Source organism: Bombella intestini, assembly GCF_002003665.1.
Classification (GTDB): domain Bacteria; phylum Pseudomonadota; class Alphaproteobacteria; order Acetobacterales; family Acetobacteraceae; genus Bombella; species Bombella intestini.
Genome location: NZ_JATM01000002.1, coordinates 325,930 through 351,123 on the forward strand (window position 1 = coordinate 325,930; position 25,194 = coordinate 351,123).

Below are 25,194 nucleotides of genomic sequence, written 5' to 3' on the forward strand. Positions count from 1 at the left end.
GACAGCGCACTATGTGTGCTGCAAGTCTTCTCTTGCGATCAGAAAGAACCGTGGAAATAGGATTGTAGCGGGGCCACATCCGGTTCTTTCTGCTTCAGGACAGAAATGGCATAGGTAACAGCACGGGCACCGGCAATGGTCGTGTAATGCGGCACGTTCATTGTCAGGGCAGAGCGGCGGATGTCAAAGCTGTCTCGAGCGGACTGTCCCCCCTGCGCCGTGTTGATAACCATCTGAACCTCGTTGGAGCGGATAGCATCCACGCAATGCGGGCGACCCTCCAGCACCTTATTGACACGGGTCACAGGGATGCCGGCTTCCTTCAGCCGTTCGGCTGTGCCACGGGTGGCAAGGATGGTGAAGCCCATTTCCACCAGCTTGCGGGCTAGAGGCTGCACATGGGCCTTATCGCTTTCCCGCACGGAGAGGAAGACGGTGCCTTCCCGAGGGAGCTTCACACCGGCTGCTAGCTGGGACTTAGCAAAGGCCATCTCGAAGTTGGCATCCAGCCCCATTACCTCACCAGTGGAGCGCATTTCTGGCCCAAGGATCGTATCAACGCCAGAGAAGCGGTTGAAGGGGAAGACGGCTTCTTTAACGGCCACATGCGGGGCTACAGACCGGCCTTCTAGCGGGAAGTCGGACAGTCTGGCACCAGCCATGATGCGGGCACCGATTTTAGCAACCGGCACACCTGTTGCCTTGGCCACGAACGGCACCGTACGGGAGGCACGGGGGTTGACCTCCAGAACGAACACTTCGTCATCCTTGATGGCAAACTGTACGTTCATTAGCCCACGGATGCCTAGTTCACGAGCCATAGCCTCAGTCTGGGCCTTCAGCTCCGTTACCAGAGCTGGGGAGAGTGTGTAAGGCGGCAAGGAGCAGGCAGAATCCCCTGAATGAATACCGGCTTCTTCAATATGCTCCATCACCCCGGCGACATAGACATCATGGCCATCAGCAATGCAGTCCACGTCAGCCTCGATGGCTTCATTCAGGTAGTGGTCCAGCAGGACCGGCCCTGTTGCCACTTCCTCACCAGCTGCCCGCAGAACAGTGTTGAGATAGTTGGAGAGACCAGCCTTGTCATAGACGATCTCCATGGCACGGCCACCCAGCACATAGGACGGACGGGCCACGACTGGATAACCAACTTCTTCGGCAATCTTCAGGGCTTCGTCAGGGGTGCGGGCAATGCCGTTGCGGGGCTGGCGCAGGCCCAGCTTGCGCAACATGGCCTGGAAGCGTTCCCGGTCCTCGGCCCGGTCGATGGCATCGGCTGGGGTTCCAAGCAGGGTAATGCCCGCTTCCTCCAGAGCACGGGAGAGCTTGAGCGGGGTCTGACCACCATACTGCACGATGCAGCCCAGAACGGTACCGTTCGTCATTTCCTTCTTTACGAGGCTGATGACGTCTTCGGCTGTCAGCGGCTCGAAATAGAGACGATCGGACGTATCATAGTCGGTGGATACTGTTTCCGGGTTACAGTTGACCATGATGGTCTCAAAACCGGCTTCACGCAGGGCGTAGGCGGCATGGACGCAGCAATAGTCAAACTCGATACCCTGACCAATACGGTTGGGACCACCACCGAGGATGACGACCTTTTTCTTATCTGTCGGGCGGCTCTCGCAATCCGGGATGCCGAAGCCCCCTTCATAGGTGGAGTACAGATACGGCGTGTCGGATGAGAACTCAGCCGCACAGGTATCAATCCGGCGATAGGCAGGCAGAACATCCAGCTTCGTGCGCAGGGCGACAACGTCCTTCACGCTTTTGCCGCTCAGGCGGGCAAGCTGCTGGTCGGAGAAGCCCTGAGCCTTGATCTGACGCAGGCTAATGGCATCATCTGGCAGGCCGTTCGCTTCGATCTCGCGCTCGGTAGCGATGATGGCTTCCAGCTGACGCAGGAACCACGGCTCGAAGTGGCAGGCTTCCTGAATGTCTTCCAGAGATAGACCAGCACGGAAGGCTTGTGCGGCCATGAGGATACGTTCCGGCCGTGGCTCGGAGAGGGCGGCACGGTAGGCATCCGGGGAACCATCACCGGGGGCCTCCACAGGGTCCAGACCTGTCAGGCCGGTTTCCATGGAGCGCAGGCCCTTCTGGAGGGATTCAGCGAAGCTGCGGCCCACGGCCATGGCCTCACCAACGGACTTCATGGAGGTGGAGAGCAGAGCCGGTGTGCTGGGGAATTTCTCGAAGGTGAAGCGAGGAATCTTCGTGACGACATAGTCGATGGTCGGCTCGAAGCTAGCAGGGATATTGCCGGTGATGTCGTTTGTCAGCTCATCCAGCGTGTAGCCCACGGCCAGCTTGGCAGCGATCTTGGCGATCGGGAAGCCAGTGGCCTTGGAGGCCAGAGCGGAGGAGCGGGACACACGGGGGTTCATCTCGATGACGACCATGCGGCCATCTTTCGGATTCACGCCGAACTGCACGTTGGAACCGCCTGTTTCCACGCCGATGGCCCGTAGGCAGGCGATGGAGACATCACGCATCCGCTGATATTCTTTGTCTGTCAGCGTCATGGCCGGGGCTACGGTGATGGAATCCCCGGTATGGACGCCCATCGGGTCGATATTCTCGATGGAGCAGACGATGATGCAGTTGTCCGCCACGTCACGGACCACCTCCATCTCGTACTCTTTCCAGCCGATGACGGATTCTTCGATGAGCACCTCGGTGGTAGGGGAGGCATCGAGACCGCTGGCAACAATCTGGGAGAATTCTTCCCGATTATAGGCAATACCACCGCCAGAGCCGCCCATGGTGAAGGAGGGGCGGATGATGGCGGGGAGGCCGATATGCTCCAGAGCCGTACGGGCCTCGTCCAGCGTATGGGCGATGGCACTGCGGGGGCTTTCCACACCGATGGCATCCATCGCTTCACGGAACTTCAGACGGTCCTCGGCACGGTCGATCACGTCAGCACGTGCGCCGATTAGCTCCACGCCATGCGCTTTGAGGAAGCCGGACTTATCCAATGCCATGGCGGCGTTCAGGGCTGTCTGGCCCCCCATGGTCGGCAGGACGGCGTCCGGCTTTTCCTTGAGGATGATGCGCTCGACAAATTCCGGCGTGATGGGCTCGATGTATGTCGCATCGGCCAGACCGGGGTCGGTCATGATGGTGGCTGGGTTGGAGTTCAGAAGGATGACCCGGTAGCCTTCTTCCTTCAGGGCCTTACAGGCCTGTGCACCGGAATAGTCGAATTCGCAGGCCTGCCCGATGACGATGGGGCCAGCACCGATGATGAGGATGGAGCGGATATCTGTGCGTTTGGGCATGGTTCAGGCTCCTGCCTTGCTGGTTGTGCGGGCCTCGGCGCGGCGGTCCATGACGGCAACAAACCGCTCGAAGAGGTAGAAACTATCGGTCGGGCCGGGGCTGGCTTCCGGGTGATACTGAACGGAGAAGGCCTCCTTTACGGTGGAGGCAAGCCCCTCGTTAGAGCCATCAAACAGGCTGACATGTGTCACTTTGACGGTATCGGGCAGGGACTTCTCATCCACGGCGAAACCGTGATTCTGGCTGGTGATTTCCACCCGGCCTGTCGTGAGGTCCTTCACCGGCTGGTTGGCACCACGATGGCCACGGTCCAGCTTGTAGGTCGTGCCCCCCAGTGCCCGGGCCAGAAGCTGATGGCCGAGGCAGATGCCGAAGACAGGGATGTCTGCTTCCATGACGGCCTGAATGGCCGGGACAGCATAGACAGCCGTAGCGGCAGGGTCTGCTGGACCGTTGGAGAGGAAGACGCCTTCCGGCTTCAGGGCGAGGATTTCTTCCCCTGTGGCGGTGCCGGGGAGGACATGCACCTCACAACCAGCGGCAACGAGGCTACGGAGGATGTTATCCTTTGCTCCGTAATCCAGAGCCACGACACGGCGTTTCACAGCCCGCTCGGGGCGGGTGTTGTGCCATGTGGTTTTCGTCCAGTTACGGGCGGGCTGAGCAACTTCTTTGACGAGGTCCATCCCTTCCAGACCGGGCCATTCTGCGGCTTTTTTGCGCAGGGCGGCGAGATCGAAACGGCCATCTTTAGGGTAGAAGAGCAGAGCGTTCTGCGGCCCTTTGTCCCGCAGCAAGCGGGTGATACCGCGTGTGTCCACACCGCTGATGCCAGCCCGTTTATGGGCTTTCAGCCAGTCTTGAAGCGGCTGAACGGACCGCCAGTTGGCCGGGGCGGTGACATCCTCTTTCACCACGAGGCCTAGGGCGGCCATTGTGGGGGCTTCATCATCATCACCGTTGGTGCCGACGTTGCCGATGTGGGGGAAAGTAAAGGTGATGATCTGCCCGGCGAAGGAGGGGTCTGTCAGTGTTTCTTGATAACCTGTCATGCCGGTGGAGAAGCAGAGTTCACCCACGGCCCCTTCATTGAAGGCACCAAAACCACGGCCCCAGAAGTGGGTACCATCCGCCAGTACGAGGACGGCTGTTGCGCCTTTGGGGGGCATGTCATCTGTAGGGTGGGTCATGGCAGATGTCTCCTCTGACGTCTCGTTCAGGTCGGCCAGGGTGATTCCCGGCACGTGAAGCAGGGCAGGCCAGTGTTTAGTGGGTACCATACCAGCCTGACGCCATTTGCGCACGGCTTCGGTCGTGACCCCGGTCAGCTGGGCGATTTCAGCCGCACCGCCCGCTTTCCTGATTAGTGAATCGATGTTCATGCGTCTGTCGCTCCGCTCCGCACCCTGTCTGTTTTTCGTCTGTTCAGGCTTTTATCTTCATAAAGCAGCAAGGGTTTAATGGGAAGTTTTTTCCCATATGAGGGGCAGAGCGTGAAGTGCAAGGGGAAGTGGGAAATTTCTTCCCATATGGATAGTCCATCCATGAAAATGGCCCTTATCGACAGGAGGGAACTGTGCTGGTACCTCTTACGCTCCCATATAGAGATTATAAACCTATAATTAAGAGAGGACCAACATGTCGCTCCGTACCCGTATCATGGATGATCTCAAAGCCGCTATGAAAGCCGGTCAGTCTGACCGTGTGGCGCAGATTCGTGCCATTTCTGCCAAGATTAAGGACCTTGATGTTGCTGCCCGTGCTAAGAGCGGTGAGGTAAGCGAGGATGATATCCTTCTGGCTCTGCGTTCTATGATTAAGACCCGCACGGAGTCTGCGGCCATGTATCATCAGGGCAACCGCCCCGAGCTGGCCGCTAAGGAAGAAGCAGAGATTGAGACCATCCGTGCCTATCTTCCGGCTGAACTTTCCGAGGAGGCTCTTAAAGAGGCTATCGCCGAGGCTGTGAAGGAAACAGGCGCAGAAGGCATGAAGGATATGGGCAAGGTGATGGGCGTTCTGAAGGGCCGTTTCGGTGCGGCGTTGGATGCTGGTCGGGCCAGTGGTCTCGTTAAGGCTCACCTTAGCTGATCAGTTTTTCAGCTTTCGTGCTGAATTGTGAAAACCCCGCCCGGTTTGTTCCGGGCGGGGTTTTGCGTTTCAGTGATAGGAGTGTGAGGCTTCGCTATTCTTATGGGCACGGACACAGGCCAGAACCCCGCTGACAGAAAGCAGGAAAGCAGCAGCTTCCCAGATAGTGGGCAGACGCTGCTCCCAGAGGAAGCCATAGATTAGTGAGAATAGCGTCTCGAATAAGATCATCTGTCCGACCATCGTCAGCGGTAGCAGATGGGTCATGCGGTTCCAGAACGCATTAGCGATTGTAGAGGAGAACAGCCCTACACCGCAGGAAATGAGGAAGAAACGTGTCCACCCTGTGGTAGGTAGATGGGCAGGCCAGAAAAAAGCGGCAGGCAGGAGAATAACCAGAGACAGGATACCCGCCATAACGCCTGTCAGCAGGTTCCATTCATCGCTTGTGATATGATCTAGCTTCTTCAACCAGTCGGAATTGATGACATTAAAGAGCGTCCAGCCCAACAAGGACCCAATGGCCATCAGCAAGCCGACTGCTTGTAGTAACGGGCCGGTATGGTGCAGGGCAGAGCCAACGAAGAAGTTCTGCCATGAGATGCAGAGAATACCTGCTGTGCTGAGCAGGATGGACGGGATAAGCTGACGGAACGTGACGACTGCATTATGGCGGCAGATACCGGCTAGTGTCACTGTGACAGGGATAAAGCCGATGATGAGGGATGGCATGGCCACGCCGCTCAGCTGGATGGCAACGCCCATCATGCTATAATAGCCCACGCTGCCCAGTATGGCGAGCAGCACAAGTGCTCGGAACGCCTTGAAGGAGATGCGTGGCAGTAGCGTCTTCAACCGGGGCAGAAGGATGAGCAGAGAGACGACCCCGAAGGTCAGATAGCGTAGTGTTGCAAGCTGAAAAGGCGTGAAGGGAGCGACAAGCTCCGGGGCAAGGAAGGTAATACCCCAGAAAGCTCCCGCCATGGCACCATAAGCGGTGCCAATGAGGATGGACCGTGTCATGCAGGCTCGTTTTTTGGTTGTTAATTTATATGATCAGCGCCTGTGTTATCGGTAAAACTTCTCTCGTCAAGGGGGAGAGCCGGTTCAGCTGTGCTTTGCTGGGCCGTGGGCTTTGACGCAGGAGATAACACCGCTGATAGCCAGAGCGATGGCGCAGCCTTCTAGCAGGGTGGGGAAACGCTGCTCCCATAGGAAGCCATAGAACAGGGAAAAGAGCGTCTCGAATAGGATCATCTGCCCGACCATTGTTAGCGGTAAGAGGCGTGTCATGGTGTTCCAGAATGCGTTGGCAACGACCGAGGCCATCAGGCCGATCCCGCAGGCAATCATGAGGAAATGCGCCCAGCCTGTGGTGGGTAGATGCTGGGGGAGTAGGAAGGCCAGAGGCAGCATGAGTAGGGCCAGCCCACCGGTAACAAGGCCGGTCAATAGGTTCCAATCATTGTTGGAGAGATGTTCCAGTCGTTTTAACCAGTTGGCGTTCTTGACGACAAATCCTGTCCAGCTCAGTAGGGCACAGGCGGCCATGATGAGGCCGGCGACTTGGAGGAGTAGGCTTGTGTGATGCTGTGAATGGTCAGCATTATGGAAGTTCTGCCACGCAATACAGACAATCCCACCGGCACTTAGCACCATGGATGGCACAAGTCGGCGGAGGCGCACTGTTGAATCATGTCGCAAAGCCCCCACGACTGTGACCGTAACAGGGATGAAGCCCACGATCAGGGAGGGCATCGCCACACCGCAAAGTTGAACTGCTGCACTAAGCAGGCTGTAATAGATGATGTTACCCATCAGGCTGAGCCCTAGCAGACCCCACCATTCGGCAACGCCGAGATGGGGTAGGATTTTCTTCAACCGGGGAGCAAGCAGCAGCAGGGCGATGACCCCATAGGTGACAAATCGGACAGAGGCCAGTTGCAGGGGAGCAAAGGGGCTGATTAGTTCTGGGGCAAGAAGGGATAATCCCCAAAGGGCACCAGCTGCGGCGCCACATGCAATGCCGGTGATGGTGGAACGTGTCATGAAAGGCCCGCTCTCTGCTTTGTGGTGTGGTAGGGTGACCCCTCATGTGTGTTGAGGTTCAGGGCGGTTTCGTCAAGGGGAAAGCGTCATCTTCCTTTTTGGGGAGGGGAGTGCCACATTGTCGTTATGGCCATAGATACAGCATTTCTTGATGAGCTGCGGCAGCGCACATCCCTAACATCCTTGTTCGGTCGCCGGAACAAACTTGTCCGGTCCGGGCGGAACTGGAAGGTTTGTTGCCCCTTTCACGGGGAAAAGACACCTTCACTGTATATTTACGATGATCATTATCATTGCTTCGGCTGCGGGGCGCATGGGGATGCTATCAGCTACGTCATGCAGAGTGAGGGGGCGGGTTTTCGTGAGGCTGTGGAGCGTCTGGCGGCAGAAGCGGGGATGGAGGTTCCCGCAGATGACCCCCAACAGGTCGAGAAAGCCCGTGTCCGCCAGACCCTGTATGATGTCATGGATGAAGTACAGGCCATCTATCGCCGTAGGCTTTACCAGCCGGAGGGACGTGCAGGGTTGGACTACCTCCAGAAGCGGGGCCTAACGGAGGAAACGCTGGAGCGTTTCGGGCTTGGGTGGTCAGGCGATGGACGTTCATTGCTGAAGGCGTTGGAAGATAAAAACATTACAGCGGAGACGCTGGTTCACGTTGGGCTGATGCGGACCGATGAGGACGGACGGCCTAGGGGTGAGCTGTTCTTCAACCGTGTCATGTTTCCGATTCGGGATAGAAAGGGGCGGATCATCTCTTTCGGTGGGCGTGTTCTAGGAGATGGTCAGCCAAAATATCTGAATGGACCAGAGACGGAGATATTCTCCAAAAGGCGGACACTCTTCAATATCGACCTCGCACGGCAGGCCATTCACAAAGGGGCAAAGGCCGTTGTGGTGGAAGGCTACATGGATGTCATCGCTATGGTGCAGGCGGGCTTCGGAGGAGCTGTTGCACCGCTGGGCACGGCTTTGGGTGATGAACAGCTAGAACTTCTTTGGCGGATGACAGATACACCCATCATCTGTTTCGATGGAGACGGGGCCGGTCAGCGGGCAGCTCTACGGTCTTGCGAAGTGGCCTTGCCTTTGTTGAAGGTCGGGCGGAGCTTGCGCTTCTGCCGTCTGGACGGTGGGGATGACCCAGATTCTCTCATCCGGCGGGAAGGCCCACAAGGTCTGGAAAGCCGTCTCTCCAGTGCGCGACCGATGGAGGAGGAGCTTTTCAGTCTGCTGACAGCGCAGGAGCGTGACCCCACACCTGAACGGCGTGCGGCTCTGCGGGAGAAGCTCTACGCTCTGGCCCGGATGATCCCGGATAAACTCTTAGCCAGTGAGTATCGCAGTACGCTGGGCGACATGTTCTTCGCTCGGTATCGCCGTCAGAAAACAGGCCGGGGGTTTCGGGGGCAGCAAGGAGGTGTGGCGGCGTCTGTTATTCCCGTTTCCGGTGAGCGGAAGGTGGAAGAGGGCAGCAGTGAGAGGCTGAATATCCTCACAGCCATTCTCCTACAGTATCCGGAGATATTGCCGGGTATTGACCAAGAATATAATGCGCTTTCTCTGCCTGATACTCTCGCTGAAATCCGTACAGCTCTGTTGAGCTGGGCTGATGAATGTACTGGAGCACTCACGGCAGAAAGTTGCCGGGATTGGATGGCAAGGCAGGGGTTGGCGGATGCGGTCAGCAAGCTGTGCAGTAGTCCCATGCCTCGGCAGGTTCAGTTAGAGGATGGCGAAGACCGTATGCAGACGGTTATGAAGCTCTGGTGGCATTTCTACGCATTGGAAAATCTCAAGACATTGCAGGAAACAGTGGAGGAGGAGGTACGCCGGACGGTGGAACGGCTCTTGAAATCTTCCTCCGAATCGGATGAGGCAACGAAGCGTACACTGCTTGCAGCCATGCAGGCCAAGCAGAACGTATTGTTCGCCCTCCGCCGAGGGGAAAGCCCGGAGCTGGAGCCGGAAGATGGCTGAACTATTGGAAGGAAGTCGGTGCGTTGATTAGGATAAAGCACGTAATCGCAACTTTCTGGTGCTCTGGTCCTTGACTTGGAGGGCCGGATTAACCAATTCCAAGCTGCCCCATTACTGGCTTTCGAGTAGAGGACGGAGAGACGCATGGCCACAAAATCAGCATCTGGATCAGACCGGAATGCACCAGAGCAGGACAGCTCTCCGCTTGATGTGCAGTCCTCGGCCGTCAAGAAGCTGATCGCCAAGGGGAGGGCTGCCGGGCACATCACGTTTGATGAGCTGAACGCCATCCTCCCGCAGGATAAGATGTCTTCCGAGCAGATTGAAGACGTTATGGCTGCCCTCTCCGAGATGGGAATTCAGGTTGTTGAGAGTGCCGACAGGGAAGAGGACGACACAGCCAGCAACGAACCCCGCGCCAGCAATGATGACTCATCAGAAGATGAGGCAAATGGTGGTAACGTGGATGCTGTTGCTGCCAGCCGTACGGATGACCCTGTCCGTATGTATCTCCGGGAAATGGGAGCGGTAGAGCTTCTCTCCCGTGAGGGCGAAATCGCCATTGCTAAGCGTATTGAGGCCGGTCGTGGTGAGATGATTGGTGGTCTGTGCCGCAGTCCACTGACCTTTCAGTCCATTCTGGGGTGGTACGAGCAGCTCAAGAACGAGACATTGCTTCTGCGTGAAGTGATCGATCTGGAGGCTAGCCAGAGCGACCCGGAATCGCCTGAGGATATGGAAGACCTTGCATCTGAGGAAGAAAACGAGCCGGATGATGAGGCAGAAGATGGCGATGGCGAGGGAAGTGGCGGCGAGGGGAGCGGTTTGTCCCTTTCCGCACTGGAAGAGAAACTCCGCCCGGACATCATGCTGCTTTTTGAGGCTTTTGAGCCGCTCTATCAGAAGCTGATCAGGATGCAGAGCCAGCGGCTCAAGGTCTTGCTGGAAGGGGGTGCCCCGACCGATGCAGACGAGAAGAAGTATAACAAGCTGCGGACCGAGCTGGTTGCTCTTGTTGAACGGATGCGCCTGCACAACAACCGTATTGAGGAGCTGGTTCAGTCCCTGAAGGCCCATGTGCAGAAGCTGAATGCCGTTGAAGGACGGATGCTGCGTCTGGCCGAGAAGTGCAAAATTCCTCGGGAAGATTTCATGGACCGGTACCGTCATCAGGAACTGGCACCGGATTGGATTGAAGGTATCTGCCAGCTTCCCGGCAAGGGCTGGAAGACCCTGACGAGCAAGCATCTGCCTGCTCTTGAGAAAATGCGGGATGAGGTTGCCGCTCTGGCTAAGGAAACCGGCTTGCCAGTGGATGAATTCCGTCTTGTCTATCAGACAATCTCCCGTGGGGAGCGTGATTCCACCCGTGCCAAGAAGGAGATGATCGAGGCCAACCTGCGGCTAGTGATCTCCATTGCCAAGAAATACACCAACCGTGGCCTCCAGTTCCTCGACCTGATTCAGGAGGGCAATATCGGCCTGATGAAGGCGGTGGATAAATTTGAATATCGCCGTGGCTACAAGTTCTCCACTTATGCGACATGGTGGATCCGTCAGGCAATTACTCGTTCCATTGCCGATCAGGCTAAGACGATCCGTATCCCCGTTCATATGATCGAAACGATCAACAAGCTGGTGCGGACATCCCGGCAGATGTTGCATGAGATTGGCCGTGAGCCTGCCCCGGAAGAGCTGGCCGAGAAGCTGGGTATGCCGCTGGAGAAGGTCCGTAAGGTCCTCAAAATCGCCAAGGAGCCGATTTCTCTCGAGACTCCGATCGGTGATGAGGAAGACAGCCATCTCGGTGACTTCATCGAGGACAAGACCGCCGTCATTCCGCTGGATGCTGCCATTCAGACGAATCTGCGTGAGGCAACAACCCGTGTTCTGGCGTCCCTGACGCCTCGTGAGGAACGTGTGCTGCGTATGCGCTTCGGTATCGGCATGAACACAGATCACACGCTGGAAGAAGTCGGCCAGCAGTTCAACGTGACCCGTGAGCGTATCCGTCAGATCGAGGCCAAGGCCCTTCGCAAGCTCAAGCATCCGAGCCGTAGCCGCAAGTTGCGTTCCTTCTTGGATGATTGATTCAGTTTGCTGGTAGGGCTTCAGGCGCTGCCAGTTTTCCTTGCCTTTAAGCCGCTTTCGTGCTTAAAGGCCGCTTTCCCTGCCGTGCGCTATGGCGGCGCAACGGCTATACCCGGCACGGCCCCATTGGGGTGGTGCGTTCAGGCCAGCACTGGGTTGGTCCGGGTTGACCTTATCCGAAGGGAGTTTTCATGCCACTTTATGAGACCGTGCTGATTGCACGTAATGATGTCTCTCAGGCTCAGGTTGAAACCCTGGTCGAGAACATCTCCGGTATTCTCGGCGAGCACGGCGGTACCATCCGCAAGCGCGAGTTCTGGGGTCTACGTACCCTTGCTTACCGCATCAAGAAGAACCGCAAGGGTCATTATGTCCTGCTGGGGATCGAAGCTCCGGTTGAGGCCATGAATGAGATGAGCCGTCAGATGGGTCTGCATGACGATGTTCTGCGTCTGCTGACACTCCGTGTTGACGAGATTGACGAGACACCGTCTCCGATCCTGTCCCGCAAGGATGACCGTGGTGACCGTGGGTCCCGTGGTGGTTCCCGCAGTGGCGGACGTTATGAGAGTGGCCGTGGTGGCCGCCGCCATAACGAGTCCTCAGAGACGCGCGATCACAACGCGGCTGCAGCGGAGTAAGAAACCATGTCAGACACAAACACGACACCGGCAGTCAGCCCTGCTTCCCGCCGTCTGGCTGTTGGGGCACGCCGTCCCTTCTATCGCCGTCGGAAATCCTGCCCGTTCTCCGGTGCTAACGCTCCGAAGATCGACTACAAGGATGTGCGCCTTCTGAGCCGCTTCCTGTCCGAGCGTGGCAAGATCGTTCCCAGCCGCATCACGGCAGTGTCGGCAAAAAAGCAGCGTGAACTGGCGCAGGCGATTAAGCGCGCCCGCTTCCTCGCCCTGCTCCCTTACGTTGTAAACTGAGGAGCACGACATGTCCCAGACATCACTGATTCTGCTTCAGCGCGTGGAAAACCTTGGCCAGATGGGCGATATCGTCCGTGTGAAGCCGGGTTATGCCCGCAACTTCCTGCTGCCCAAGGGTAAGGCTCTGCGTGCTACGGCTGCTAACCGTGCCCGTTTCGACAATGAGCGTGCCCAGCTGGAAGCCCTGAACATCCGCAAGCGTGAAGAGGCTGAGCGTCTCTCTGAGCGTATGCACGGCCTGAGCGTGACGCTGATCCGTCAGGCTGGTGACAGCGGTAGCCTCTATGGCTCCGTAACACCGCGTGACATTGCTGCTGCTGCTACTGCAGCTGGCCTGACAGTGGCCCGTCAGCAGGTTATCCTGGATGAGCCGATCAAGGTTCTTGGCCTTGTGGAAGCTCGCATCGTCCTGCATCCGGAAGTTTCCATCCAGATCACGGTCAATGTGGCTCGCTCTGAGGAAGAAGCCGAGCGTCAGGCCCGTGGTGAGGTTGTCGGTCAGGAAGAAGAAGAGGATAACATCCTCGGTGAGCTTCATGCCGAGCAGGCTGCTGAAGAAGCCGCTGCCGAGGCTGCCGCTCTGGCAGCTGAAGGCGAAGTGGCTGAAGGCGCTGGCCACGAGGGCTGATCTCTGGATCATCCCATTCGGGTATTGCCCGGAAGAACCCGGCAGGCTTTGTGTTTGCCGGGTTTTTTCTTGTCTAGAACCGTTGTTTTTCTTCCTGATGTGGGGGCTTGTCATATTTCTGGACTGTGCCAAAGTCTAGGAAGGCAGTTGAAGCAGGAGGTTGCTGGCAACAGACCTGTTTCATTCCGAGTCAGGATGGAATAACGCATGAAATCGGTTCTCGACGCTCTGCTGAAGCGCTTCATTTATTTTGGTACCCTGTCAGTAACCTATAGTGATGGGACAGTGCGGCAGTATCAGGGTGAGAGGCCAGGGCATAAGGCTGCCGTCCGTATTCTAACAACCGCGGCGGAGCGGGCTTTGGCACTCAAGCCGGCTCTTGCCTTTGGTGAGGAATATATGGATGGCACAGTCGTGCCAGATGGCTGCTCGCTGGAGGATGTGCTGTGGGTTGTCATACCTAATGTGGAACGTGGCGGCCTTCTTAGTGAGGATATCAGCGGGAAGCTGCGCTATGTCAGCCGTGTGTTGCGCCCCCTGAATTCGCTTAAACGCTCTCGCAGTAATGTAGCCCATCATTACGACCTTAATGGCAGCCTTTATGAGCTGTTTTTGGATAAGGACAGGCAGTATTCCTGCGCTTATTTCGAGCATGACGATATGTCACTCGATGATGCTCAGGTGGCGAAGAAACGGCATATTGCGGCTAAGCTGAAGCTCGATCGACCGGGCCTTGAGGTGCTGGATATTGGCTGTGGTTGGGGAGGAATGGCCTTAACGCTTGCCCGTGACTATGGGGCAAAAGTGACGGGTATTACCCTGTCTGTCGAGCAGCTTCAGGTTGCGCAGAAAAGGGCGAAGGAAGAGGGGCTCGACCATCTCGTTTCATTCGAGCTGCTTGATTATCGAACCCTACAGAGGCAATTCGACCGCATCGTGTCCGTTGGTATGTTCGAACATGTTGGGGTGCGGCAGTATGAGACCTTCTTTAACCACGTTAAACGGCTTGTAAAGCAAGATGGCGTGGCGGTGATTCATTCTATTGGCCGAATGGATGGGCCGGGAATGACAAATCCGTGGATTTCTAAATATATTTTCCCCGGTGGATATTCGCCGGCCCTTAGTGAGACATTGGCTGCTTTGGAACAGACGGGCTTATGGCTGACAGATTGTGAGGTTTGGCGTCTGCACTACGCCAAGACACTGGCTCATTGGCGGGTGAGGTTCGAGGCGAATAGGGAAAAAGTACGGGCCTTGTATGATGATCGCTTTGTGCGGATGTTTGAGCTGTATCTGGTGGCGAGTGAGCTTGCCTTCCGCATTCAGGGGCATATGAACTTTCAGCTTCAGATTACCCGAGATATTGAAGGCGTACCGCTGACCCGTGATTATATGTTTGACGCTGAAAATGCTCAGCGAGCAAGGGATGAGAAAAAAGCCTAGCTCTTGAGGGCATCTCCCCGAATAGTTTGCGCTATTCGGGGATTGTTTTTGTTAAGATGATTTTTGGTTGAGATGGCAGCGAGCCAAGCTATCAAACTCGGCAATGGAGAGAGTCTCCGCCCGTCTAGTTGGGTCTATGCCTGTTTCTTCCAGTAGGATGTTGCCCTTGATGGGCTTGAGCGCAGCACGGAGCATTTTGCGGCGTTGCCCGAAGGCCGCAGCAGTCACCTGTTCCATAGCCTTAAAAAGAGCCTGTGAGGGCTGTTCAGCATGAGGAATGATGAGAGCCACAGCAGAGTGCACTTTAGGGGGTGGAGAGAAAGCACCCGGCGGAAGGGTCAGGGCGATGGAACAATCAGCACACCACTGTGACAAAACGGCTAGTCGCCCATAAGCGGACGTACCCGGTGCAGCGCAAACCCGCTCTGCTACTTCTTTCTGAAACATCAGAGCCATGCGGGACCATTGCCCTGCCTGCCGCAGCCAACCAACGAGTAGGGGGGTAGCAACATTATAAGGCAGATTGGCGATGATCTGTCGGGGGGCAGGGGTTAGCTGAGCTGCATCTAACTTTAGTGCATCTTCTCGGATGATATGGAGCTGATCCGGATAATGCGCTTGTAGCTCTTCCAAAAGTGGCCATGCTCGCCTGTCAATTTCGACAGCCTGCACGCTTTTAGCACCGGATTGCAGCAGGGCCCGGGTCAATCCTCCCGGACCGGGGCCAACCTCTACGACATGGTAATCTGTCAGGTTGCCGCCAAGTGCGGCGATGCGCATGCACAGGGTTGGGTCTAACAAAAAGTGCTGCCCAAGTGTCTTGAGAGCATCCAGCCCATGCGTGCGGATGCTCTCTCGTAGTGAAGGGAGGGCCGGCGGAGCCATAGTAGAACTCATTCGTGGGACAGTACCGTCTTGGCAGCCGGACGGAGCTTGATAATGGCATGACGGCGTAGAGAACGCTGCAACTGCTGAGATGCTTGCTCAACACGTTCATTCATCAGCTGGTCAGCGATCTGGCCGGGTGTTTGCTGGGCCAAGTTACGCTGATCGCGGGAGCAGATCATGATGAGGGCAATGCCATCTGGAGCGACCAGAGGGCGGGAAACATGACCCGTGGGGATTTTATCTACAACCTGCTTCATTTGAGGAGCGAGACGCTCGGCAATTTGTAGGCCCGGATTGCTGGGGCGGGTGTTGCCCAATGATGCATTCAACGCTTCCATCTCATTACAGCTTTTAATGGTCTGGGAAGCGTGAAGGGCTTTCTGGAGCGAAAGTTTCTGCTGGTCTGTTGGTTCAGCTGGATTCAGTTGGGAGTTGAAGGGGAAGAAAGCCTGCCTCATATTGAGGAGCGTTCCCATCTGCTTGCCGATGGTCCGGCGGGCATGGACGGTGACGATTTCGTAACCACCGGGCACTTTGATGGGATTAGAAATGGCATTTTCCGGCATCTGTTTGATGACGGACAGCACTTCTGGCTCGATATTATCTTCCTGCATCCACCCACGAGAGCCTCCCTGTAGGGCGGACTGATCCTGCGAGAACTGCGCCGCAACGATGGGGAAAGGGGCACCATTGCGAAGCTGGGTGATGATAGTCTTGACGAAGGATAGTTCCGTCTCATCATGACGAGGGTCAACCACAGGAATGAAGATTTCGCTTATGAAATACTGTGGGCGTCCTGACTCGTTCTGCAGGGCCTCTTCACGCTGGGTGATCTGCAGTGGGGTGACACGATTGCGGATACCAAGGTTCTCTCGTAGAACCTGCATCCAGCCAATCTGGACACGTAGCTGGTCGATCAGGGTTGTCAGGGAAATACCATCCGCTTTCAGGCGGTTTCGCAGGGCATTTTCCGGCATCCCATTGCGGGCTTCGATGGTGTGGATGGCTTCGGCAATCTGCTCTGGTTCAACATTGATATGCCGACCAAGGATCTCCTGCATCTTCAGCCGCTCATCAATAAGCTGATTGATAAGCTGGCTACGCATACGGGTCATAATCTCAGTGGTGAGAGGCAGGCCAGTAGACACAGCAAACAAGCGGGCCCGGTCTTCTACATCACGTTGTGTGAGGATTTGTCCGTTCACGATCGCAATGATCTGATCCTCAGTCAGAGCGGATGAGGAGTCCGCTTGGGTAGAGGGTGCCACTGCTGATTTTTGCTTGTCTGCAGCCTGCCGGTGATGGGCTGCTAGGGCAGTCCCGCTCGCCATGAGGGCTGTGCAGGCTGTCAGAGACAGTAGAGTGGAACGGAAGAGACGTGAGTAGAAAGGCATGGTCAAGATCAGTTTCCGAACGTACCGAGAGATCTGAGTGAAACGCTGAAGCCGACAGTCGCTCTAGGACGCCGTCCACTGATGCGGGTGTTTTGACGGCTAACGTAGATGTTTAGTGTGAAGCAATCATTAGAGTAGCCGATTACCCCACCATTCGCCACAAATTCCTTACGAGAGAGACTACGCCGTGTGTAATAGGTGAAGTGGACATGTTTCCACCGTCCTGTGACACTACCGCTGATCTCGCTTGTCTTGCTGAGATAGGGATTTCTCAACACCTCAGAATTCAAGCGTTCGTAATGTGGCGTATAATAATAGTAATAGGACGTTATGGGTTCATAAATATAACCCGCCGAGACACGCAGGAAAGGTACCCCTGCCGAGACAAGACCCTCCCCGTAATCAAAGCTCTTGGTATAGGGGTTGAAGCGCCCACGGGCTGTTAGGTCGAAATAGCGTGAGGGCGTCATCTGGATGCGCCCAACTGGGTCGGAGAATGTGTGCTGCACGCCAGAATAAGCCAGATAGGCTGGCCCCCCACGAGTGGGGTGCTGCATGAAGCTCTCACCGATCAGCATGTCAATGGAGCGACCGTTCCAGCTCCAGTTCTGGTGTAAGCCGACATTGGCCCGCAGGCCGCCATCCAGCCGGTCTGTCCCCATATAGCGGTTGAGCGCAAAAAGCGTGGTGTCATTGAACTCGTAGGCGAAGCTATCCTCATTGGGGAGCTGCCGGTGCAAGGCATTGCCGGTATTAGGAGCTGCAATAAACTGCACAATAGGTTCGAAGATCTGCGTTCCATGTCCTTTGGCAAAGGAACGGAGGAACGGCCAGTTGATCTTAACAGCTACCGTAGGTTGGACCTGCCCCCGCACACGGGAGCCGGCATTCTCATAGAGGGGTTGCTCCTGCATATGAGTGGCGTGGTAGAGCATGGAGTCAACACGGGCGGTCAGAAGCCACTGTTGGCCCCATTTGTTGGTCCACGGGCGATCCCACTGGAGGGCAAGCTCCCCTCTCTGGTCGTTGGCACCGCGCTCACGCAGGACCACAAAGTCGGTTGTATGAACACTCAGCCGCCCGCCGAGCTGGTCCGGCTCTCCTTGGAAGTCGTAGGTAAAGCGGGGCAGGGAGTAGGGGAGGTCCCTGTTATTGATGAGCCCCTGATTCAGCCCCTGATAGACTTGTGCATCCAGCCGCAGATAGGAACCAACCCCGAAGCCTTCCAGATAGGCGTTAGAGTTTAGCGTATCATTACCATAGCCGGGCAGGCTGTAGTCACGCATATAGTTGGCGGAAGTGGCCCGGTTGGCATGGAACCCAACCCGCCAATGTGGGGAGAGGTTGAACTCGCCACGACTGTTTATGTAGGCCTGTGCACCGTGCTCTTTACCACCATCGCTGAGCTCACCGAAGGCGTTGTAGAAGGGCCGCCCATGTAGGGTATCGTCTGCTACACCACCCTCAAAGTAGAGATATCCGTTATTCAGGCGGTTGCGATAGATAGTGGAAAGTTGCGGGCCAGATTTAGTGGATACCTGCGGAGTAAACGTAGCATCCTGATGGCCGTCAATGACCCAGTAATAAGGGAGGCTGAAAACCGTTCCTAGATAATGGTCATGCGGTTTGGCATTAAAGTTCAGCAGGCCACTATGCCGCTCTGAGCTGGGGTCTGTGACAGGCAGGTAGGGGAAATAGAAGACCGGTACGCCAAGAACATGTAACCATGCTCTGTCGAACTCAATATTCTGATTATCCTTGTCTTGCGTCATCCCGTGGGCCTTGATGTCCCAGAAAGGAAGCTGGTCGGGATGAGCCGCACAAACAGGGCAAGCCGTATAGACGGGATTGGCAAAATCCGTCACACGGCCATTGACCCGGCGCATGCCACTGCTGGAGAGTTTGGCCTCATTGGGCATGCGAACATACATAGAGGAGCTAATGGCATCTTTCATGCCATGTGCTAGCTCGACATGATCGGCATAGGCGGTAGTGCCATCAGGCTGTGTCAGCGCTACATGATGGGATGCCCTGATAATGCCAGCGGCGCGGTCGTAGGTGACTGTATCTGCTCGTAGGGTCTGCTCACCTTGCCAAAGGCGGACATTGCCCTCGAGGATGAACAAGCCGGTTTTGTCGTAGCTCTCATGGTCGGCAAGGTAGGTCACTGGGTCCGAACTGGAGACACGGCCGTCAGCAGAACTGCTTGTCTTCGGGCTGGAGGGAAGAGTACGAGCGTTCTGTGGTGCTTTTGCCCGGGGGGATGTACCTGCTACGGCTGCCGCATTGTCCGGGCTTGCCTGCGTAGCAGTAGGTTGGGCGGAGGCAGGAATAACCTGCAACAAGGCGCCCAGAGCCGTCCCCGTAAGGGTTTGGCTAAGCAGTGACCGGGGCTTTCCAAGGCGGAATGGAAAGTCAGCAGACAGTGGCATCAGCCATCCTCCAAATGCAGCAGCAGCGCCGCAGCAAGACACAAACCGGCCCCCGCCGGCCCCCATGCAGCGGGGAACGGGGGTAAAGCTCCAGACTTTCCCAGCTGTTCGGCTATTTTGCAGACCGCAAAGAGGGCGAAGCCAGCGGTAATGCCAATACCCAGCATACGCACGATTCCGCCCCGTCCGGCTGGACGCATGGAAAAACCGGCAGAAACGAGCGTCATGGTGACAGCAAGCATAGGAAGGGCCAATAGCCCCTGAAAGTGGAGACGATAAGGTATCGTGGAAAAACCGGAATGACGCAACAGTTTAATCACGTCAGGTAGTGCCCAGAGGGATAGGGCATCAGCGGGGAGGGTGCGTTGTTTTAAGGTTTCCGTAGTGATTCCAGAAGGTAAGAGAACGTTATTTTTTCTTTGCGGGGGATGGCCATCGGAAAGAATAAGCACATTGTGGAGTCTCCATAAGCCTTCTGAAAGCAGTCCTTCGGAGACTTCCATCCGGTTCTGAAGGGTCATGTTCCGGTTTAGCAGGAAGATGGTGATATTCTGGCCCTTCAGAAGATGGCCTTGTTGTTCTAGCTGGCCGATATGGAAGATGATGTCGCCCCCGATTGCCGAATTGCTAGCGTCCCTTATCCAGAGGTCAGCAAATCGCGTTGCCTCATGGTTATGCTGGCCTCGCAGCCATGTTTCATCCAGCTGTACGGCCCGCCCGTAGCTGTAGGAGGATAGAGGTGACAGCCCGGCACTGACTACCGCCCCCATTAGGGCTGCACAAAGGGCAGGGCTGATCAGTACCTGCCATGCGGATATGCCCATAGCTCGGGTCACGACTAGTTCGGAGGAACGGGCTAGACGAGAAAAGCAGATGATCCCACCGAGCAGAATGGCAAAGGGCAGAATATAGGTCACATAATAAGGGACATGCAGGGCGGCGATTTCAAGCACAAGGGTGAGACCGGCCTCTGGGTGTGCGGCTGCTCGGCGGAGGAGGTCGATGAAGTCAAACAGGGAGATGAGCCCAGTCAGGGCCAGTAGGGTCAGGCATGTTGTCAGGACGAACCGGCGGCCGACATAGCGGGCCAGAGTGAAGGAAAAGCCGGAATGAGCCATGCGGGAGAGACCTCTCAGTCGTACCGGGTCTATCGGGAGGCCGGAAAGGAAACGGGGGATAGCCTGTAATGGCGGGTGGCATCCCGTAGGAAAAGGCCACCGCCTACTACGATGGGTAGCAAGACCTCCAGCCATAGGAGGGGCACAAGGGCAGGGTTCCGTTCAGCTAGATTTTTGAGCATTAGGGAGAGGATCATAAGCCCGACAACGCTCAGAACGGCGACCGTTGGGCGGATGAAACTACCATGACGGCTAAACCGCCCCCGTAAGACGCAGAGCAGCCCGATCATGCCGTAGGCAAGGCAGGCGAGTGGGCCGGTTAGGCGTGTCCAGCCCTCGATGAGCAGCTTGTTGCGTGTGTGGATGGGGAGATCGCTTTGAGGGTGGAAAAGTTGGGTCATGGTGAGTTCGGCCACATCCGGGCTAAGGGCCTGACCATGAGGAGAGCCGAAATCCAGTGTTTCAAGCTGAAAGAGCAGCGTACTCAATTCGCCAGTCTGGCGGTTTAGGGTTTGGCGGGAGCCGTTATGTAGGATCAGGCGCAACATGTCGCCGTGCGGTTCTGTCAGCCCATCTTCGGCAAGGATGGTAACAGGGGTGGCCGGAACCCGATTATCCTCAATCATGATGCCGCCGAAACTATCATCACTGCGCCGCTCACGGATATACACGGTCATGGATTTTGAGATGGGCGTGAAAACACCTTCCTCTAACAAGAAGGCGGCAGCCCGGTTACGAATTTCTAGCTCATAACGGTGGAAGTGATGATAGGCGAGCGGGGCACCCCACAGGCTCAGCCCGTAGCCTATCAGGGTGGCAAGGCTAGCGCAGAGCAGGCCGGGGCACGCCAGCCGCAGGGGGGATAGTCCTGTTGTCTGAAGGATGGTCAGCTCTCGGTCATTATCCAGCCGCTGGTACACCCATAGAATAACGAGAAAACAGGTTACGGGCAGAATGACAGTGATGAAGGATGGCAGCATCAATGAGGTCAGATGCAGAAAGGCCAGCAGAGAGAGGCCGTGCTGAACGATCATACTGATGAAATGCAGCGACTGGGTCAGCCATATCAGAGCGGTGGCTCCTCCTGTCAGGGCGGCCAGCCCTAGAAGAAGGTGCAGGAGGATGTAACGGTCCCGTAGGGGAAAGAGCTTACCCAGTCTGTCGATATGTTCGGTTTTGGGGACGTGCTGCCGGGCCATGTCAGGCCGGGGGGGATGTCTGATCTGCTGGACGAGGAGCGGCTGCACGTTGTAGCCGGTCTTTTAGCGCACGGCCCAGCCCAGCTTCTGGCAGGGGGGCCACGGCGATACCGGTCAGCCCTTGCCTGTTGGCGGCCTGATCTAGCTGGCGTAGGCTTGCAAATAGGCGGCGGGCGGCTTCTTCCACATTGCCATCGGGGCTGAGATTGAGGGTAAGATCGGGCTGCGGGCCTTCGGTCTGTTGGGTGCCAAAGGTCAGGAAGGCTTCGCCGGGCTGAATGTGGGTAGCATCCAACCGGACGGGCAGAGAGGGTGCATAATGGGAGGATAGCTGCCCCGGCGCATTGGGGCGGGGCGTGCTGCCATCTGCTGCCCCCTGCTCTACAACGATGGTAGAGCCGCAGATATCGTGCAGTTCTTCCAGCGTTACCCCTCCTGGGCGGCGAAGTATGGGGTGGGGGCCTGTCAGGTCCAGCACGGTGCTTTCTAGCCCGACTGTGCAGGGGCCTGTATCCAGCACAGCATCAATCCGGCCTTCCAGCTCATCCAGAACGTGGCGTGCGGTGGAGGGGCTGACCCGACCAGACCGATTAGCGGAAGGGGCAGCGATGGGCTCCCCTGTCAGGCGGAGCAGCTCTTCTACCGCACGGCCTTTAGGTACACGTACAGCCAGTGTTTCTAGCCCAGCCGTAACAGCTTGGGAGATACGGCTTTCGGCATGGCGTGGCAGGATGAGTGTCAACGGGCCGGGCCAGAACCGTTGGGCGAGAGCGTACGCCATATCCCGCAGGGGAATGGTCATGTCGGCTTCGGCAAAGGCGGCCTCGGCAGAAGCAAAATGACTGATGAGGGGATTGAAGGAGGGCCGCCCCTTGGCTTGGAAGATGCGCTCTACCGTCCGCTGTGACGTTGCCAGCCCACCCAGCCCGTAGACTGTTTCCGTTCCGAAAGCGACCAGCCCACCCTGACGGAGCAGCCGTGCGGCCCGCCGGATGCCGTCATGGTCCTGGTCAAGCCGTTCTGTGCGGTGATGGGAAGGGGCAGGGTGAGGCATAGTGATGAGACCGGGATTATGAAATGGAAAGAGGGCAGAACAGGAGCGGAATGTCAGCCTTGTGAATAGCCAGTGCAGAAGAAGGGTGGATTGAGCCAGCCTGTCTTGCCGTAACGCAGTGTATGGCCGTTATCATCCAGAAGGTGCCCGCCTGCGGCTTCTAGAATGGCTTGCGGGGCGGCGGTGTCCCATTCCATGGTCGGGCCGAAGCGAGGGTAGAAATCGGCCTTGCCTTCGGCAATGAGGATGATTTTGGCGGCGGAGCCCATGCGTGTGACGGACTGGACACGCCGTCCGGCTAGCCATTTTTTCAGCAGCGGTTCTGACGTGTGGTGAGAAGACGTCATAACCCGCAGGCCGTCCGGCCCGGGTTCTGCTGTCCGGATGGGAAGGTGCTGTCCATCAATCACTTGGAAGGCCCCCTGTCCGATGCCTCCACCATACACGCCTCGTCTGGCGGGCAGAGCTACGGCCCCCAACACAGGCCTATTATTGCGGACCAGCCCGATATTGATGGTGAAATCTTCTCCCCCTTCCGCAAAGCCTCGTGTGCCATCCAGTGGATCAATCAGCCAGTAGCTGTTCCCCGCTGGGATATGGATGCCTGCGGCCTGTTCTTCTTCGGCAATGGCGGGGATATCCGGGCAAGCATCCCGTAAGCGGGCGAGAATGTGGCGTTCTGATGCCTTGTCCGCTTCTGTCACAGGGGAGGAATCGGCCTTGATTTCGGTTCGGAAGCCGCGGTTACGAATTTCCCGCACGATCCCGGCGGCTTCGGTGGCGATTTCCAGCGCCAGCGTTAGCAGTTCACGGTCTTGCGGGGCGGTGTCGGGGGAAGCATTCATGATAACAGGTTACCGCATTATGGAGCATTCGTCACTTGTCCTCTTCTCTGCTATGGTGGGCGGACTGAAAAGAGGGTGTCTTCCATCGTCACGCTCATGTGAGGCTACATCGTTACGAAGTGGCTGGGCAGGGGGCGAGGAACGGCCTTTACAGATGAGGGGACCGCTACGCCGGAAGGTGAAGGTAACCCACCGGAAGAATGAAACAGGTTTGATATGATTGATATTTCTTTTGTTGCAGAGACCCGCCCGCAAGGTGAAAACGGCCTTTCAGCCGTTCTGTTCTGTCATGGGGCGGAGTTTGCCAAAGGGGCTGTGTTCCGTCAGTATGATGAAGCCCTCGGCGGTGCCTTGTCCCGGGCTGTGGCTCTGCGGGATTTTTCCGGTAAAGCAGGACAGGCCCTCAGCCTGATAGCTCCGGCTGGCCCTGTGGCGCAGTTCCACCTCCTGGGCTGTGCCCCAGCGGATGATGAACCGCAGAGTGTTAGTACGGCCGCCCAGACTGCTGGTGGTGAAGCCGTAAAGCTGTTGAAGGCCAGTGCTGTTGAGGCGCAGGATGTTGCTTTGTTGCTGGAGGCGGATCAAGCGGCTCTGGCTACAGAGATTGCGCTAGGTGCCCGGCTGGGTGGGTATCGTTTTGACCGTTACAAAACAGTGACCAGCAAAACACCGGCCCTGAAGGCCCTTCATATTGTCTTGCCAGAAGCCGGACAGGTGGATGCCGCCCAGACAGCTTGGAAAGAGCTAGAAGGACTAGGCGAGAGTGTTTTCCTGACACGAGACCTCGTCAATGAACCTGCCAATGTGCTGTTCCCGGAGGAGTTCACACGGCGGATTAAGGCGTTGGAATCTCTGGGTCTGGAGATTGAGGTGCTGGATCGTGCCCAGATGGAGGCACTGGGTTTTGGTGCTCTCCTCGGTGTGGCGCAGGGCAGCGAGCAGCCGCCGTTCACTGTCATTATGCGGCATAAAGGGGCCGCACAGGCCGACAGCGCACCGCTGGCCTTTATTGGTAAGGGTGTGACTTTTGATTCCGGTGGTATTTCCATCAAGCCAGCCGCTGGCATGGATGAGATGAAGATGGATATGGGCGGAGCCGCCGCTGTTGTTGGCGTGATGAGTGCTCTGGCCCGCCGTAAAGCACCGGTTAATGCCGTAGGTATTGTTGGTTTGGTGGAGAACATGGTGTCTGGCGCAGCGCAGCGTCCGGGTGACATTGTAAAAAGCCACAGCGGCCAGACCATCGAGGTGTTGAACACCGATGCAGAAGGTCGCCTCGTTCTGGCGGACCTGCTCTCCTATACACGGCAGACTTTTAAGCCTGCTCTGATGGTCAATCTGGCCACGTTGACGGGAGCCATAGTTGTGGCACTGGGCAGCGATTATGCAGGGCTGTTTAGCAATGATGATACATTGGCCGATACGTTGACGCAGGCTGGTGAGGAAACGGGTGAAGCTCTGTGGCGTATGCCGATGGGGGCGGCCTATAATCGCCGGATTGATTCCGATATTGCCGATATGAAGAATATCGGGGGGCGGCCGGGCAGCTCCATTCTGGCAGCAGAATTCCTCAAGCGTTTTGTAGGGGATACGCCTTGGGCACATCTGGATATCGCCGGCACGGCATGGGCAGAAAAGGCTACCGCCATTACCCCGAAGGGGGCTAGCGGTTTTGGCGTGCGTCTGCTGGACCAGTTCGTCCGGCTGCATCAGGCTGGGTCGTCTCAGCACTGATCGTATAAGGAGTGGGCCA

General features: G+C 56.8%; 19 protein-coding genes. 8 read left to right on the top strand and 11 right to left on the bottom strand.

From position 1 onward, the window contains the following. Positions 1 to 38: 38 nt before the first annotated feature. Both carB and carA read right to left on the bottom strand, forming a co-directional pair. Positions 39 to 3,293: a carbamoyl-phosphate synthase large subunit gene (gene carB, locus AL01_RS04650; RefSeq protein WP_077396267.1), complete on the bottom strand. Its 3,255-nt coding sequence runs from the start codon at positions 3,291 to 3,293 to the stop codon at positions 39 to 41. A 3-nt stretch (positions 3,294 to 3,296) separates the two neighbouring features. Further along, the gene (gene carA / locus AL01_RS04655) at positions 3,297 to 4,676 is read right to left on the bottom strand and encodes a glutamine-hydrolyzing carbamoyl-phosphate synthase small subunit (RefSeq protein WP_077396268.1); all 1,380 of its coding nucleotides are present in this window, start codon (positions 4,674 to 4,676) and stop codon (positions 3,297 to 3,299) included. 256 nt (positions 4,677 to 4,932) lie between these two features. On the opposite strand from carA, the gene AL01_RS04660 reads away from it, so the two are divergent. Further along, entirely contained in the window at positions 4,933 to 5,385 is a 453-nt protein-coding gene (locus AL01_RS04660) for a GatB/YqeY domain-containing protein (RefSeq protein ID WP_077396269.1), read from the top strand. 69 nt (positions 5,386 to 5,454) lie between these two features. On the opposite strand, the gene AL01_RS04665 is transcribed toward AL01_RS04660, so the two are convergent. Continuing rightward, positions 5,455 to 6,408, bottom strand: coding sequence for a DMT family transporter (locus AL01_RS04665; RefSeq protein WP_077396270.1), 954 nt, complete (start codon positions 6,406 to 6,408; stop codon positions 5,455 to 5,457). 84 nt (positions 6,409 to 6,492) lie between these two features. Continuing rightward, entirely contained in the window at positions 6,493 to 7,434 is a 942-nt protein-coding gene (locus AL01_RS04670; RefSeq protein WP_077396271.1) for a DMT family transporter, read from the bottom strand. Positions 7,435 to 7,560: 126 nt separating this feature from the next. Between AL01_RS04670 and dnaG the strand changes: the two genes are divergently transcribed. The 6 genes from dnaG (at position 7,561) to AL01_RS04700 (ending at position 14,511) form a co-directional block, all read left to right on the top strand. Then, a complete protein-coding gene (dnaG, locus tag AL01_RS04675; protein WP_077396272.1) occupies positions 7,561 to 9,414 on the top strand; it encodes a DNA primase in 1,854 nt (617 codons plus the stop codon). A gap of 144 nt (positions 9,415 to 9,558) precedes the next feature. After that, the gene (gene rpoD, locus AL01_RS04680; RefSeq protein ID WP_077396273.1) at positions 9,559 to 11,505 is read left to right on the top strand and encodes an RNA polymerase sigma factor RpoD; all 1,947 of its coding nucleotides are present in this window, start codon (positions 9,559 to 9,561) and stop codon (positions 11,503 to 11,505) included. Positions 11,506 to 11,696: 191 nt separating this feature from the next. Beyond that, positions 11,697 to 12,146, top strand: a complete 450-nt coding sequence (gene rpsF / locus AL01_RS04685; RefSeq protein ID WP_077396274.1) for a 30S ribosomal protein S6 — start codon at positions 11,697 to 11,699, stop codon at positions 12,144 to 12,146. Positions 12,147 to 12,152: 6 nt separating this feature from the next. After that, positions 12,153 to 12,437 (top strand): 30S ribosomal protein S18, encoded by a 285-nt coding sequence (rpsR, locus tag AL01_RS04690; protein WP_077396275.1) that lies wholly within the window; start codon positions 12,153 to 12,155, stop codon positions 12,435 to 12,437. Positions 12,438 to 12,447: 10 nt separating this feature from the next. After that, positions 12,448 to 13,068, top strand: a complete 621-nt coding sequence (gene rplI, locus AL01_RS04695) for a 50S ribosomal protein L9 (RefSeq protein WP_077396276.1) — start codon at positions 12,448 to 12,450, stop codon at positions 13,066 to 13,068. 207 nt (positions 13,069 to 13,275) lie between these two features. After that, positions 13,276 to 14,511 (top strand): SAM-dependent methyltransferase, encoded by a 1,236-nt coding sequence (locus AL01_RS04700; RefSeq protein WP_077396277.1) that lies wholly within the window; start codon positions 13,276 to 13,278, stop codon positions 14,509 to 14,511. A 51-nt stretch (positions 14,512 to 14,562) separates the two neighbouring features. Here AL01_RS04700 and rsmA read toward each other — a convergent pair whose 3' ends face one another. Genes rsmA through AL01_RS04735 form a run of 7 tightly spaced genes read right to left on the bottom strand, consistent with a single transcriptional unit; the run spans position 14,563 to position 23,441 of the window. Further along, entirely contained in the window at positions 14,563 to 15,408 is an 846-nt protein-coding gene (gene rsmA / locus AL01_RS04705; protein WP_077396278.1) for a 16S rRNA (adenine(1518)-N(6)/adenine(1519)-N(6))-dimethyltransferase RsmA, read from the bottom strand. Then, positions 15,405 to 16,793: a peptidylprolyl isomerase gene (locus tag AL01_RS04710; protein ID WP_077396279.1), complete on the bottom strand. Its 1,389-nt coding sequence runs from the start codon at positions 16,791 to 16,793 to the stop codon at positions 15,405 to 15,407. The genes rsmA and AL01_RS04710 overlap by 4 nt, the downstream gene beginning before the upstream one ends. A gap of 8 nt (positions 16,794 to 16,801) precedes the next feature. Then, positions 16,802 to 19,225, bottom strand: coding sequence for an LPS-assembly protein LptD (locus tag AL01_RS04715; protein ID WP_077396280.1), 2,424 nt, complete (start codon positions 19,223 to 19,225; stop codon positions 16,802 to 16,804). Continuing rightward, positions 19,225 to 20,343 carry an LPS export ABC transporter permease LptG gene (gene lptG, locus AL01_RS04720; RefSeq protein WP_077396281.1) on the bottom strand — a complete coding sequence of 373 codons (1,119 nt, stop codon included), beginning with the start codon at positions 20,341 to 20,343 and terminating at the stop codon, positions 19,225 to 19,227. The genes AL01_RS04715 and lptG overlap by 1 nt, the downstream gene beginning before the upstream one ends. 29 nt (positions 20,344 to 20,372) lie before the next feature. Then, positions 20,373 to 21,542, bottom strand: coding sequence for an LptF/LptG family permease (locus AL01_RS04725; protein ID WP_077396282.1), 1,170 nt, complete (start codon positions 21,540 to 21,542; stop codon positions 20,373 to 20,375). A 1-nt stretch (position 21,543) separates the two neighbouring features. Further along, on the bottom strand, positions 21,544 to 22,596 hold the full coding sequence (locus AL01_RS04730) for an L-threonylcarbamoyladenylate synthase (protein ID WP_077396283.1): 1,053 nt from the start codon (positions 22,594 to 22,596) through the stop codon (positions 21,544 to 21,546). Between the two features lie 53 nt (positions 22,597 to 22,649). After that, the gene (locus AL01_RS04735) at positions 22,650 to 23,441 is read right to left on the bottom strand and encodes a 3'(2'),5'-bisphosphate nucleotidase CysQ family protein (RefSeq protein WP_077396284.1); all 792 of its coding nucleotides are present in this window, start codon (positions 23,439 to 23,441) and stop codon (positions 22,650 to 22,652) included. Between the two features lie 216 nt (positions 23,442 to 23,657). On the opposite strand from AL01_RS04735, the gene AL01_RS04740 reads away from it, so the two are divergent. Beyond that, positions 23,658 to 25,175, top strand: a complete 1,518-nt coding sequence (locus AL01_RS04740; RefSeq protein WP_077396285.1) for a leucyl aminopeptidase — start codon at positions 23,658 to 23,660, stop codon at positions 25,173 to 25,175. Positions 25,176 to 25,194 lie beyond the last annotated feature (19 nt).

What these genes read in the sequence shown, in the direction of transcription:
- carB (WP_077396267.1), bottom strand. Translation starts at nt 3,293, where the DNA reads ATGCCCAAACGCACAGATATCCGCTCCATCCTCATCATCGGTGCTGGC.
- carA (WP_077396268.1), bottom strand. Translation starts at nt 4,676, where the DNA reads ATGAACATCGATTCACTAATCAGGAAAGCGGGCGGTGCGGCTGAAATC.
- AL01_RS04660 (WP_077396269.1), top strand. Translation starts at nt 4,933, where the DNA reads ATGTCGCTCCGTACCCGTATCATGGATGATCTCAAAGCCGCTATGAAA.
- AL01_RS04665 (WP_077396270.1), bottom strand. Translation starts at nt 6,408, where the DNA reads ATGACACGGTCCATCCTCATTGGCACCGCTTATGGTGCCATGGCGGGA.
- AL01_RS04670 (WP_077396271.1), bottom strand. Translation starts at nt 7,434, where the DNA reads ATGACACGTTCCACCATCACCGGCATTGCATGTGGCGCCGCAGCTGGT.
- dnaG (WP_077396272.1), top strand. Translation starts at nt 7,561, where the DNA reads ATGGCCATAGATACAGCATTTCTTGATGAGCTGCGGCAGCGCACATCC.
- rpoD (WP_077396273.1), top strand. Translation starts at nt 9,559, where the DNA reads ATGGCCACAAAATCAGCATCTGGATCAGACCGGAATGCACCAGAGCAG.
- rpsF (WP_077396274.1), top strand. Translation starts at nt 11,697, where the DNA reads ATGCCACTTTATGAGACCGTGCTGATTGCACGTAATGATGTCTCTCAG.
- rpsR (WP_077396275.1), top strand. Translation starts at nt 12,153, where the DNA reads ATGTCAGACACAAACACGACACCGGCAGTCAGCCCTGCTTCCCGCCGT.
- rplI (WP_077396276.1), top strand. Translation starts at nt 12,448, where the DNA reads ATGTCCCAGACATCACTGATTCTGCTTCAGCGCGTGGAAAACCTTGGC.
- AL01_RS04700 (WP_077396277.1), top strand. Translation starts at nt 13,276, where the DNA reads ATGAAATCGGTTCTCGACGCTCTGCTGAAGCGCTTCATTTATTTTGGT.
- rsmA (WP_077396278.1), bottom strand. Translation starts at nt 15,408, where the DNA reads ATGAGTTCTACTATGGCTCCGCCGGCCCTCCCTTCACTACGAGAGAGC.
- AL01_RS04710 (WP_077396279.1), bottom strand. Translation starts at nt 16,793, where the DNA reads ATGCCTTTCTACTCACGTCTCTTCCGTTCCACTCTACTGTCTCTGACA.
- AL01_RS04715 (WP_077396280.1), bottom strand. Translation starts at nt 19,225, where the DNA reads ATGCCACTGTCTGCTGACTTTCCATTCCGCCTTGGAAAGCCCCGGTCA.
- lptG (WP_077396281.1), bottom strand. Translation starts at nt 20,343, where the DNA reads ATGGCTCATTCCGGCTTTTCCTTCACTCTGGCCCGCTATGTCGGCCGC.
- AL01_RS04725 (WP_077396282.1), bottom strand. Translation starts at nt 21,542, where the DNA reads ATGGCCCGGCAGCACGTCCCCAAAACCGAACATATCGACAGACTGGGT.
- AL01_RS04730 (WP_077396283.1), bottom strand. Translation starts at nt 22,596, where the DNA reads ATGCCTCACCCTGCCCCTTCCCATCACCGCACAGAACGGCTTGACCAG.
- AL01_RS04735 (WP_077396284.1), bottom strand. Translation starts at nt 23,441, where the DNA reads ATGAATGCTTCCCCCGACACCGCCCCGCAAGACCGTGAACTGCTAACG.
- AL01_RS04740 (WP_077396285.1), top strand. Translation starts at nt 23,658, where the DNA reads ATGATTGATATTTCTTTTGTTGCAGAGACCCGCCCGCAAGGTGAAAAC.